Annotated in this window: 9 protein-coding genes; all 9 read left to right on the top strand. The window is 49.3% G+C overall.

The annotated features are described in order from the left end of the window. Positions 1–333: 333 nt before the first annotated feature. Positions 334–1,197 carry an AraC family transcriptional regulator gene (locus RAC89_RS27235; protein WP_306616862.1) on the top strand — a complete coding sequence of 288 codons (864 nt, stop codon included), beginning with the start codon at positions 334–336 and terminating at the stop codon, positions 1,195–1,197. Positions 1,198–1,254: 57 nt separating this feature from the next. After that, positions 1,255–2,550: an ABC transporter substrate-binding protein gene (locus RAC89_RS27230; protein ID WP_306616861.1), complete on the top strand. Its 1,296-nt coding sequence runs from the start codon at positions 1,255–1,257 to the stop codon at positions 2,548–2,550. A 91-nt stretch (positions 2,551–2,641) separates the two neighbouring features. Then, a complete protein-coding gene (locus tag RAC89_RS27225) occupies positions 2,642–3,538 on the top strand; it encodes a carbohydrate ABC transporter permease (RefSeq protein WP_373430113.1) in 897 nt (298 codons plus the stop codon). Between the two features lies 1 nt (position 3,539). Further along, entirely contained in the window at positions 3,540–4,361 is an 822-nt protein-coding gene (locus RAC89_RS27220) for a carbohydrate ABC transporter permease (RefSeq protein WP_306616859.1), read from the top strand. Positions 4,362–4,436: 75 nt separating this feature from the next. Then, positions 4,437–5,924, top strand: a complete 1,488-nt coding sequence (gene glpK / locus RAC89_RS27215) for a glycerol kinase GlpK (protein ID WP_306616858.1) — start codon at positions 4,437–4,439, stop codon at positions 5,922–5,924. 26 nt (positions 5,925–5,950) lie between these two features. Then, positions 5,951–8,437 carry a glycoside hydrolase family 31 protein gene (locus tag RAC89_RS27210; RefSeq protein ID WP_306616857.1) on the top strand — a complete coding sequence of 829 codons (2,487 nt, stop codon included), beginning with the start codon at positions 5,951–5,953 and terminating at the stop codon, positions 8,435–8,437. Between the two features lie 27 nt (positions 8,438–8,464). Then, positions 8,465–10,123: a glycerol-3-phosphate dehydrogenase/oxidase gene (locus tag RAC89_RS27205; RefSeq protein WP_306616856.1), complete on the top strand. Its 1,659-nt coding sequence runs from the start codon at positions 8,465–8,467 to the stop codon at positions 10,121–10,123. Positions 10,124–10,312: 189 nt separating this feature from the next. After that, positions 10,313–11,623: an ABC transporter substrate-binding protein gene (locus RAC89_RS27200; protein ID WP_306616855.1), complete on the top strand. Its 1,311-nt coding sequence runs from the start codon at positions 10,313–10,315 to the stop codon at positions 11,621–11,623. A gap of 202 nt (positions 11,624–11,825) precedes the next feature. After that, positions 11,826–12,692, top strand: a complete 867-nt coding sequence (locus RAC89_RS27195) for a helix-turn-helix transcriptional regulator (protein ID WP_306616854.1) — start codon at positions 11,826–11,828, stop codon at positions 12,690–12,692. Positions 12,693–12,711 lie beyond the last annotated feature (19 nt).

The following is a 12,711-nucleotide window of genomic DNA, read 5'->3' as shown; positions in this document are numbered from 1 at the left end:
CTGCATTTTATTTCCCGTAAAATTGGAAACGCTTACATGAAGCGATGTTAAATAAAAGGTTTTCATATAATGATGAGAAATTGCTATAAATTTTTTATAGAACACCAATAAGGAAAAGCCGTTAATAGCGCCATGTAGGGGTTATGGCCCCATAGACCTGGTGTTTCCATGGACACTCCTAATATTTCCTTTCAAATTTTCACGACAGTTTACAACAATCTACATCAAATAGAGAGCAATATATGTTAAATGAGCGCAATTTCCGTATGATATATTGTTATCTGTAAATGCTAGTAACATAATTCATCGCTTACTTCCGAAGGGAGGGCTATCTTGGTAATTCATACGCCCACTAATCTTGCTCTCCAGAAACTAGGCATTTACGTCAGGGCAGACGCGGATGATTGGCAGTATAACTGGCCTGTTCATACGCATGAAGGGCTAGAGATTTATTATTTTCAACGTGGGAATGCAAATTACATTATCGGGGAAAATATATACGATTTATCTCCAGGCGATATGCTTTTATTTCGAGGGAGTACGATTCACAGAGTAAATCCGTCGAAGGATGTTCCCTATATCCGCAGCTATGTCAATTTTACAGAATCCTTCTTACAGGAGCAAATGCCGGAGGATATGTTCGAAAAGCTGATGTCGCTGTTCGAAGCGCCCAATGGTATGCTGATTCGTTGGTCGGCGGAGGAACGGGATGAGGTGGCGATGTATTTCCGCTCCATTCACCGGGAAAACGAACATGAATCGTTCGGTTACGAGATCATATTGAAAACGCACTTGACACAGTTGTTAATTGCAGCCTACCGCAAAGCCAAGCGATTGCATGAATTAGTCCCTGCGGGACAGCAATCGCATACTCAGGAAAATGTCCGTCGCATCCTGCAATACATTAACCAGCGTTACACGGAGAATTTCTCGCTGCAGGAGCTGTCGAAAGAGCTTCATTTGAACAAATATTACATGTGTCATTGCTTTAAAGAGGTTACAGGTTCTACAATCAACAACTATGTAATCAGTAAACGGATCGAGGAAGCGAAGAAAATGCTTCGAACGACAGATGAGCCGATCGCACTCATATCGGAAAAACTGGGGTTTAACACCGCAGTTCACTTTAGCCGCTCCTTCAAGAAGTTTGCTGGAATTTCACCACAGTATTACCGCAAACAAGGTGAAGGAACGTAATGCTTTGAACTCCGGTAAACATAAATGTTTCATTATAAGAAAGAGGGAGAAGAAACAATGCAGAAAGTTTTGAAAACGGTGTCTATTGCTATGATTTTAGCTCTGGTGACGTTGATGGCGGTTGCATGCGGCAACAACCAATCCGGAAAGGGTGCCTCTGCAGGGGGCGGCAAAAATGTAACCCTGGACTTTGTATGGTTCTCGGACGGCAATGAAGGCGAAATTATGAAAGGTATTATTAAAGATTACGAGGCTAAAAACACGAACGTAAAAGTGAATATGATCGAGGTTCCCTATAAAGACCTTTCTACGAAATTGAAAACGATGATCTCCGGCGGACAGCCGCCCGCTTTAGCCCGAATCAGCACGACAGAGCTTGGCGGATTTGCGAACCAGGCGGTGGAGCTGAGCGAGAGCAACGGCGGTTTAGACAAGTACACTGCACAGTTTGTTGATTCCCTGAAGCCGTTCTATGTGGTGAATAACAAAGCGGTGGCCGCTCCGATGGACGTAACGGCTAACGGGTTGATTTATAATAAGACGTTGTTTGACAAAGCTGGAGTCAAGGTGCCGACATCGCCTGATCAGGTATGGACGTGGGACGAATTCTCCGCTGCTCTGAAACAGGTCATGGAGAAAGGCGGGGCTAAGTACGGCTTGGTTTGGGACTTTACACCGCAGCGCTGGTCGACACTTCTGTATCAATTCGGGGGCAGCATGATGAGTCCGGATGGAACGAAAGCAACGATCAATAATGATGCAGGCGTACAAGCAGCCGAATACTTCAAAAAGCTGCATACGGACGGTATAGCTCCAACATCCGTATGGTTCGGCGGGGAAAATCCGAACAACCTGTTCCGTACCGGTACGGTTGCAGCGCATTTCGCAGGAAACTGGATGATCAGCAACTATAAGGATATCACGAACTTTGAGTGGGGCGTTACGTACATGCCGAAGGCCAAGGTGCGTTCGTCGGTACCGGGCGGTAAATTCGCCATGGCATTCAAAAAGTCCGGTGTGGAAAAGGAAGCCACAGATTTCATTAACTATATTACAACCAAAGAAGTGAATGCGAAATATACTCAGGAGGCGTTGTTCCTCAGCCCGCGTAAAGATAATGCCAAGCTGGATTACGCCTTCGGTAAAGAAATGATGGAGCTGTTCTCGAATGAATTGAGCAACACCGTTCCAGCTGCAGCGGAAGACTGGTCCAAGCAAACGATTGTACCGAAATTCAGCAATGATTTGAAAACGACGATATCGGAGATTGTTGCCGGTAAAACACCGGCCAAGGCAGGTCTGGATAAGGTTGCAGGCTTAATTGATAAGGCCATCAGCGATGAAAAGAAATAAATTTTAAAAAGGGCTGCTGCCGGGTGATACCGGCAGCGGTCGATGTTTTGAGACCTTTTTTCAATGGAAAGGAGTATGCTTGATGTCTGCAATGGCCCAAGCGGCAAAATCGGTTAAAACGCGGCGTCCATATCAATCCTTGGGCTGGATCCCGTATTTATTCGTACTGCCTAACCTGCTGATCTTTACTACCTTTATTGTCATCCCTACCATTATCGGTTTCGTGTATTCGTTTCACGAATACGACGGCTTGAACCCGATGGAATTTGTAGGCTTCGATAATTATAAAGAAATATTTACGAACGCAGATTTCTGGTCAGCCTTAGGGAAAACCGGTTTGTATGCGATCATTGTAGTGCCGCTCATCTATTGCTTGGCCCTGGCCGTGGCCATGATGCTGATTCAGCCGCTCCGGTTCAAAGGAGTGTTCCGCTCCGTGTTTTATTGGCCTACGATGATTTCCTATATCATAGTCGGTCTAACGTGGAAATGGATATTCGGCGATTTCGGGGTACTGAATTATTTTCTGACGTTGTTCGGAGTCGATCCCGTTCATTTCTTGTCGGATTCGTTTTATGCGAACGTATCTGTCGTTATCGCAACGGTTTGGTCGCGTCTAGGATTTTATATGGTTATTTTCATAGCTGGCCTGCAAGCCATTCCGACAGATATGTACGAAGCCGCAAAGCTGGACGGCGCCTCCAAGCCCCGAGTGTTCTGGAGCATTACGCTGCCGTTGCTTAAGCCTACTACCGTGCTTGTCATCATGCTTTCGATGATCGAGGCGTTCAAGGCGTATCCTTTAATGTTTGCGCTGACGGGCGGCGGACCGGGTAAGGAAACGACCTTTATCGTTCAGTACATTTATGAAACCGGCTTTGCCAAGCAGGAGCTGGGTATGGCCAGTGCCATGTCTGTGGTATTGTTCCTTCTTATTGTGGTGTTTACGGCGCTGCAGAACCGATTGTCTAAAGGAGGCTCGAATTAACGTGGAATTGAAATCTTCCGCTAAAGCTGCCTTATATATTGCTCTTTTTGTTATGGCGGCATTTTGGCTGTTTCCTGTCCTATGGATTGTCATCTCTTCCTTTAAGACGAACAATGATTTGTACAGCTTTCCGCCGAAATTTTGGCCTTCGCCGTTTACGATGGAGCATTTTACGGCTGCCTTTGAGAAAGGGAATTTCGGCCGTTATTTCATGAACAGTACGATCGTGACGATCAGCTCGACGATTTTGCTGCTGCTGATCAACTCGATGGCGGGCTTCGCGCTTGCGAAATACAAGTTTAAAGGCGATACCATCCTGCTTGTCGGCTTCATCTCTACCTTGATGATCCCGCTTGAGGTCATTATGATCCCGATCTTCAAGGTGCTTAGCTTTCTGGGGATGTTCAACACGCTGCTTGCGCTTATTATTCCGCCGGCGGCTACACCGACAGGGGTGTTCCTGATCAGGCAGTATTTGCTTAGTGTACCGGATGAGTTGCTGGAGGCGGCACGGATGGACGGAGCAACCGAGTGGCGCATTTATTCGCAAATCATCCTGCCGCTCTGTAAGCCCATTTTGGCCGTGCTCGCGATTTTCTCCTTCATGTGGCGGTGGGACGATTTCTTATGGCCGCTCATCGGTATAAGCGATCCGTCCTTATATACGATTCAGTTAGCCTTGTCTAACTTTATTGGGGAATTTAATGTGGATTGGGGCAGTCTGCTGGCCATGTCCGTCATTACCATGATTCCGGTGCTTGTGGTTTTCATCATATTCCAACGCCAGTTCGTAAGCGGTATGGTGACATCGGGAATGAAATAATGTAAATGTACACTCCCTTCCATACAGTGACGGATGTCTCTGCCTGTGAAGGGATTTTTTAAGGGGATTTGAACCATGGAACGCTTTATATTGTCACTAGATCAAGGAACGACCAGCAGCAGAGCGATATTGTTCAATCGCGACAGCGAGATCCTGTATACTTCGCAACAGGAGTTTACACAGATTTATCCGCATCCCGGTTGGGTTGAGCACGATGCCGAGGAAATTTGGGAATCGATGTTCTCCGTTATCTCCTCGTGCTTGTCGGGGGCCGGTGTCAATCCGGGGCAAATTGCGGCCATCGGGATTGCCAACCAACGTGAAACGACGGTTGTATGGGACAAAATAACCGGCAAGCCGGTATATAACGCGATTGTATGGCAGTCCAGACAAACCGTTCCGCTCTGTGAGCAGCTGATTACGGAGGGCTGGCAGGATGTAGTCCAAGAGAAAACCGGTCTCTTGATCGATGCTTATTTCTCCGGGACCAAAGCCGCCTGGATTCTCGATGAGGTGCCGGGAGCGAGAGCTCGCGCGGAGCGGGGAGAATTGCTCTTCGGCACCATCGATACATGGCTGATTTGGAAGCTGACCGGTGGAAAGGCTCATGTGACCGATTATTCCAACGCCTCCCGCACCATGATGTTCGATATCAGGAAACTGCAATGGGATCGGCAGCTGCTGGAGCTGCTGAACATCCCGGACTCGATGCTTCCTGAGGTAAGGCCTTCCTCCAGCCTGTACGGGGTGACGGATATGAGCCTGTTCGGTGAGGAAATTCCGATTGCTGGGGCAGCCGGAGACCAGCAGGCAGCTTTATTCGGGCAGGCGTGCTTCGAGGAAGGCGCCGTCAAAAACACCTATGGCACCGGCTGCTTTATGCTGATGAATACAGGCAGCAAGGCGGTATTCTCCAAGCACGGGCTGCTGACGACCATTGCTTGGGGCATTGGCGGCCGGGTGGATTACGCGCTGGAGGGCAGCATTTTTGTGGCGGGGTCGGCGATTCAATGGCTGCGTGACGGACTTAGGATGATAGAAAGCGCGGAGGAAAGCGAGCCATTAGCCGCGAGCGTGGAATCAACTGAAGGCGTGTACGTCGTGCCTGCGCTTGTCGGGCTCGGTACCCCTTACTGGGATAGCGATGTCAGGGGAGCCGTATTCGGGCTTACGCGCGGGACGACCAAAGAGCATTTTGTCCGGGCAACACTAGAGTCGCTCGCTTATCAGACGAAGGACGTGCTCTCTGTGATGGAGGAAGACTCAGGCATTTCATTGCACTCCTTACGTGTTGATGGCGGAGCGGTTAAGAATAACTTCCTGATGCAGTTCCAAAGCGATCTCCTAAATGTGTCTGTCGACCGCCCTGTGGTGGGCGAAACTACAGCGCTCGGAGCGGCCTACTTGGCCGGACTCGCCATAGGTTATTGGAAGGACCCGTCGGAAATTGCGAATCAATGGAAAATAAATAGAACCTTTGTGCCGGAAATGGACGATGCAAGGCGCCGTGACCTGTATGAAGGATGGAAAAAAGCCGTTTATGCAGCAAGGGCTTTTAAATAACGGATAGGAAAGCTGGAGGGAAAACCATGAGAGTAAGCAATAAGCTATTGCAGATCACCGGGGCCAATCAATATGTAGACCTGGTCACCGATGCAGCAAGGTACCGGATCTATTTAATGAATGATAACATTGTCCGGATTCGTTGCACCTTTGACGATCAATTTGCCGAAGAAGCCTCTTATGCGCTGACGATGACAGCATGGGACGACAAGCTGGATGCGATGGTGGAGGACCGCAAGAGAATAGAGGCCCTGCCGGCTCGGTATGAGGATTTGGGAACTCACCTGCTGCTTACCACGAAACAGCTTCGTGTTATAATTCACCGGGAGCCGTTTGCCATCGAAATTACGGATGCGGAAGGGCGCGTACTCCATGAGGATCTGAAGGAGCGCTCCTATGTGAAGGATAAACAAGGACGCCTGTATCACTATTCGTGTATGAAGGATGAAGATCATTACTACGGCTTTGGTGAGAAAAGCGGGTATTTGAACAAAAAGAAGAGAAGGCTGCGGATGCACAATGTGGATACGATCGGTTACGATTCCGAGCATACGGATCCGCTGTATAAGCATATTCCCTTCTATATTAAATTCAATGGATCGACGCAGGCTGCAACGGGACTGTTCTATCATAACAGCTATGAATCCACATTTGATATGGGCTGTGAACGAAGCGGCTACTGGAACAAATACAGTTATTTTTGCGCGGACGGCGGGGAGCTCGACATCTTCTTTATGTACGGTCCCGAGGTCAAGGATGTTGTCCGGCATTATACGGACCTGACAGGCAAGACGATCATGCCGACCCAATATTCTCTAGGTTACATGGGCTCAACGATGTATTATACCGAGCTCGATCAGAATTCGGATCAAGCGATATTGGGCTTTCTGGACAAATGTAAGTCGGAAGGCATTCCCTGCGATGGCTTCTTCATGTCTTCGGGCTACACGACAGGCAATGACGGGAAAAGGTATGTGTTTAACTGGAATTATGATCGATTCCCCGATCCGCAAAGCTTCATCGAGCAGATGCATAGCAAGGGAGCTGCGCTTGCCCCCAATATCAAGCCGGGCATGCTGCTGACCCACCCGCACTATAAGGAGTTCGACGAGGCAGGTGCTTATATTAAAGACGAGCAAGGGGACAAGTCCCAAACCGACCGTTACTGGGGCGGGCAGGCTTCCTTCGTGGATTTCACGAACCCGAAGGGCAGAGAGCTGTGGAAGAAGCACCTGAAGGAATCGTTTATCAATCTGGGTGTTACATCGATTTGGAATGATAATAATGAGTATGAAATTAATAATCCGGATGCACTCTGTGAGTTTGAGGGAGACAAAAAGGAAATCAGCGCATTGCGGCCGATCCTGCCCAACCTGATGGCCCAAATGGCCAAAGAAGCGATCGCTGAGGCGAACCCGAATACGAGACCGTATATCGTCAATCGGGCGGGCTTTGCCGGTATCCAGCGCTTTGCTCAAACCTGGGCGGGAGATAACAATACGAGCTGGCACAGTCTGAAGTTTAATATTCCTGTGATATTGGGAATGGGGCTGTCCGGCGTAGCGAATCAGGGCTGCGATATCGGCGGCTTCTTCGGACCGGCGCCGGAGCCTGAGCTGTTCGTCCGTTGGGTGCAGAACGGGATTTTTCAGCCGAGATTCTCCATTCATTCCTGCAACACCGATAATACTGTAACCGAGCCGTGGATGTATCCGTCCTATACGTCGTATATTCGGGAAGCAATCCAGCTTCGTTACCGTCTTGTTCCTTACTTTTATTCCTTGCTGCATGAAGCCTCTGAGCTAGGCTCTCCAGTGATGCGGCCGATGGTGTACGAATTCCAGCAAGACCCTGCTACTTGGGAGGAAAGCTTCGATTTCATGCTAGGACGTTCGATCCTGGTGGCCAATGTACTGGAAAAGGGCTCGGAAACGAGGAAGGTCTATTTGCCGCAAGGAAGCGATTGGATTCACTGGGATACGAGAGAGCGCTATACCGGCGGTCAGACTGTCGAACTGGGGGTAACGCTGGGTTCGATTCCGATGTTTATCCGGAGCGGAGCGATTATTCCGATGTCGCCGCATTTGCAGAACATTCATAAGGAAAAGACGGAAGAGCTGCATTTGCTCGTAGAGCCGTCGCAGAATTCAAGCTTTGTGCTGTACGAAGACGACGGGGTAACGAATCAGTATAAGAACGGGGATTATTTGAAAACGACGATCGATATCGAAACCAAGCGGGAAACGAGGATTTCCTTCAAGAAAGAAGGGGCTCACTCCAGCAGCGTGAAGCGTATGGTGATCGACATGATCGCGAGAACAGTAGCTCCGGTTCGCGTGACGCTGCAGGGCCGCAAGCTGCCGATGTTCCTGGATCCTGCCGAGTGGGAAGCGAAGAATGAGGGCTGGTATTACGATCTTGAACTTAAAGCGGCGAAAATCAAGTACGACAACGTTGAGGGCGATTATGAGCTGGTCGTAAACTTCGATGTCAAGGACCTGATTTCCATATAACTATCGTTTTGTACGGAGGAATGCAAGATGGGCTTTTCAAGCAGCCAAAGAACGGAAATATTACAAGGCATACACAATCAAAAGTTTGATTTGCTTGTGATTGGCGGCGGTATTACTGGAGCGGGAATTGCACTGGATGCAACGACCCGGGGGATGAGCACGGTGCTTGTGGAAATGCAGGATTTCGCGGCAGGCACCTCCAGCCGATCGACCAAGCTGGTCCATGGCGGGCTCCGGTATTTGAAGCAGTTCGAAGTGAAAATGGTTGCCGAGGTCGGCAAAGAGCGCGCGGTTGTGTACGAGAACGGTCCGCATGTCACCACGCCGGAATGGATGCTTCTCCCGTTCCATCAGGGGGGAACATTCGGGAAATTCAGTACCTCTCTCGGATTAAGACTGTACGATTTTCTCGCCGGGGTCAAGCGCAGTGAATGGAGGACCATGCTGGATGTACAAGAGACGATCCGCCGGGCTCCTCTCGTTAAACGCGAAGGACTGAAGGGCAGCGGCGTGTATGTGGAATACAGAACCGATGATGCGCGACTCACCATTGAGGTCATGAAAGAAGCGGTCTCCCAAGGAGCCAAGGCCGTCAATTACGCTAAGGTGGAGCGGTTTATTTATGATAACGACGGCAAAGTCGTCGGAGTTCAGGTGACCGATACGGTTCAAGGCGGGCAGTATGATATCTACGCCCGGAAAATTGTGAATGCGACGGGGCCATGGGTGGATTCGCTTCGTGAGAAGGATCAATCGAAAACGAGGAAGCATCTGCAGCTCACCAAGGGGGTTCATTTGGTCATCGACCAATCCCGGTTCCCGCTGCAGCAGGCCGTTTATTTCGATACGCCGGACGGGCGGATGGTTTTCGCTATTCCGCGGGACGGTAAAGCGTACGTCGGCACCACCGATACCGTCTACAAGGGAGATCCCGCTCATCCGAGGATGACCGAGGAGGACCGGAAGTATATCATCGATGCCATCAACTACATGTTCCCTACATTGAATATCGTCCCCGAGGACGTTGAGTCCAGCTGGGCCGGGCTTCGGCCGCTGATTTTCGAGGAGGGCAAAAGTGCGTCGGAAATTTCCCGCAAGGATGAGATCTGGGAGTCTCCGTCCGGATTAATTACGATAGCCGGGGGCAAGCTAACCGGTTACCGCAAAATGGCGGAAATGGTTGTCGACCGTTTGACCGAATTGTTCGAAAAGCAAGGCATCGATCGCTTTACTCCGTGCATTACAAAAAACATGCCGATCTCGGGTGGTAACGTCGGCGGTCCGGAGCAATTCCCTTCCTTTATCGAACGCAAAGCGGAAGAAGGCGTGAAACGCGGCTTCAGCAGGGAACAAGCGGTGAAGCTTGTCCGTAAATACGGCTCCAATATCGATCGAATTTACGAGCTGGCAGCTAAGCATCAACAGGATGCATCCTCACATGGGCTTCCTGACGACGTGCTGGCCATGATCGCCTATGCCTTGGAAGAAGAGATGGCGGTAAGACCGATCGACTTCTTTAACCGGCGTACGGGCGCGCTGCTGTTCGATATTGCATGGGTTCATCAATATAAGGCTCCTGTTATTGCTTTTATGGCACAGTATTTCCAATGGAGCGAAGATCAAACACAGCAGTATAGGGAAGAGCTGGAGAGATACATTCACGAGGCGGTTGTCCCTGCTTCCTAAATCATAGCTTGTTCGTAAAGAGCCTCTTGGACTTAGTTCCGGGAGGCCTTTTTTTTTGACCTGCGGATGGCGGGGGAATCAAGCAAGATATGATAAATTGTGAGCAATAATCGATATAACGGGATGATGTATCTGTGATAAGATTTTTAATGTAACCGCTATCAAATATAGGTATGGGGGAATGGGAAAATGATGAAAAGCGCGAAGTCGGCGATGCTGCTTTCTCTTGCGGCGGTGCTTACATTCGGGACAGTTGCATGTTCAAACGGGGGCAGCACACAATCCGGCGGTAAAGATGCGGGTACTACCGGGTCCGCCGCAAAAAAAGATGTAACCCTCGATTATCTTTGGTTTACCGACGGTATAGAAGGCGAAGTAATGAAAGCGATTACCGCCGACTATCAGAAGCAAAATCCCCACGTGAAGATCAATCTGATCGAGGTCCCCTTTAAAGACTTGGGAACAAAGCTGAAGACGATGATATCGGGGGGAAAACCGCCTGCACTTGCTCGCATGACCGATACGGGACAGTTCGCCAATCAAGCGTTGGATTTAACGCCGTATGTCGGCAGCGCGGATAGCTTTACTTCTCAATTTATCGATTCCATCAAGCCTTATTATGTCGTAGACAACAAAATTATTGCCGCTCCGATGGACGTTACGGCTAATGGGATCATCTACAATAAAACGCTTTTCGACAAAGCGGGAGTCAAGGTGCCTACCTCTAAGGACAACATCTGGTCATGGGATGAGTTTGCCGCCTCCTTGAAGCAAGTGATGGATAAGGGCGGAGCCAAATCCGGTCTGGTGTGGGATTTCACGCCGCACAGATGGTCTACAATGCTGTATCAGTTTGGCGGCAGCATGATCAGTGCGGATGGGAAAAAGGCAGCCATCAACAGCCCGGAAGGCGTACAGGCCTTGGAGTATTTCGTGAAGCTTCATAAGGACGGCATCATTCCTCAATCCGTATGGTTAGGCTCCGAGAACCCGAACAACCTGTTCCGCTCCGGAACGGTAGCCGTGCATTGGGCGGGCAACTGGATGCTGAGCAATTACAAGGACATCAACACCTTCGAGTGGGGCGTCACGTACATGCCGAAGCAAAAAATACGCTCCTCCGTGCCCGGCGGTAAATATGTCATGGCCTTTAAAGGTACAGGCGTAGAAAAAGAAACGGCGGAGTTTATCAAATATTTATCCTCGAAAGAAGTCAATGCAAGATACAACAAGGATTCGCTCTTCATCAGCCCGCGAAAGGACAGTGCCAAGCTGGACTATGCCTTCGGCAAAGAAATGTTCGAGGTGTTTGCGGACGAATTGGCCAATACGACCCCGCTTGCGGCTAACGATTGGTCCCGGCAAGACATCGTTCCGAAGTTTTCTACCGACCTGAGGAACAACATTGTTGAGGCGATTTCGGGCAAGGTAACGGCGAAGGATGCGCTCGACAAAACGGCGAAATTAATTGATAAGGCCATCGGGGAGCAAGCAAAATAGGCCTGTTACAATACGGGAAAGGAAAAGGGCTACCTAACGGTAGCTCCTTCTCATTCCATGGGTAAAGAACAGCAACATATGTTGGGTAGAAGACAATTTCCGTGTTATTCACGTTCGGCAGGTGTGGTACGCTTTTAGTAAAGCGTTTCCTTCATATAACTCCAGATTCATCCAATCAATGTACTAGGGAGGGTAGCGGTATATGGCGTATCAAGCCCATTTTCCCACGAATAAGGCATTGAAGCGGGAACGTATCTATATTCGCCATCAAGTATCCGAATGGCAGGACAGCTGGCCGCTTCATACGCATGACGGCTATGAAATTTATTTTTTTCTTCATGGCAATGCCCATTTGATTATCGGCAATGAAATTTATATGCTGCAGCCTGGCGATATGTTTCTGTTTAGCGGTGATGTGCTTCATAGGCCGAACCCTGCGAAAGATACGCCGTATATCCGGAGCTATATTAATTTTACGGCGGACTACGTTCAGGAAATGGCCGGTGCGGATATGGCCGAAAAGCTTCTTGGCCTGTTTCTTCAACCGAACGGCTTGCTGATCCGATGGGATGAGCACGGCGTGAACGACATGGACAGCCATTATGCAAGCCTGTTTCACGAAAGGGAGAAGGAGGCGATCGGGAATGAATTTATGATCCAAAGCCTGCTCGTACAGCTCCTTCTTAAAATTTACCGCAAATCGAAAGAAATGTACGCACTGCTGACGGCTCCGCCGCAATCGCAGAAAGAAACGAATGTGCGCCGCATTTTAGTGTATCTGAATCAGCATTACAGAAACGCGATCTCACTTGAGGCTCTTTCCAAGGAAATGCATTTGAACAAATATTACATGTGTCATTCCTTCAAGGAGATCACCGGGCTTTCCATTAATAACTATATCACGAGGAAGCGGATCGACGAAGCCAAGAAATTGCTGCGATTATCGGATGAACCGGTGGGATTTATGTCCGAGCAGCTGGGCTTCAGCAATCCCGTACATTTCAGTCGTATGTTTAAGCAATACGCGGGCGTCGCTCCACAGACCTACCGAAAGTTGCATCAGACTTAAATCGATGAAGAAGGCGCCA

This window comes from Paenibacillus sp. GD4 (assembly GCF_030846225.1).
Lineage (GTDB): Bacteria > Bacillota > Bacilli > Paenibacillales > NBRC-103111 > Paenibacillus_G > Paenibacillus_G silviterrae.
Note: the sequence above shows the minus strand (reverse complement) of the source record. Positions and strands in the feature narration are given on the sequence as shown.

What these genes read in the sequence shown, in the direction of transcription:
- RAC89_RS27230 (WP_306616861.1), top strand. Translation starts at nt 1,255, where the DNA reads ATGCAGAAAGTTTTGAAAACGGTGTCTATTGCTATGATTTTAGCTCTG.
- RAC89_RS27225 (WP_373430113.1), top strand. Translation starts at nt 2,642, where the DNA reads ATGGCCCAAGCGGCAAAATCGGTTAAAACGCGGCGTCCATATCAATCC.
- glpK (WP_306616858.1), top strand. Translation starts at nt 4,437, where the DNA reads ATGGAACGCTTTATATTGTCACTAGATCAAGGAACGACCAGCAGCAGA.
- RAC89_RS27210 (WP_306616857.1), top strand. Translation starts at nt 5,951, where the DNA reads ATGAGAGTAAGCAATAAGCTATTGCAGATCACCGGGGCCAATCAATAT.
- RAC89_RS27205 (WP_306616856.1), top strand. Translation starts at nt 8,465, where the DNA reads ATGGGCTTTTCAAGCAGCCAAAGAACGGAAATATTACAAGGCATACAC.
- RAC89_RS27200 (WP_306616855.1), top strand. Translation starts at nt 10,313, where the DNA reads ATGATGAAAAGCGCGAAGTCGGCGATGCTGCTTTCTCTTGCGGCGGTG.
- RAC89_RS27195 (WP_306616854.1), top strand. Translation starts at nt 11,826, where the DNA reads ATGGCGTATCAAGCCCATTTTCCCACGAATAAGGCATTGAAGCGGGAA.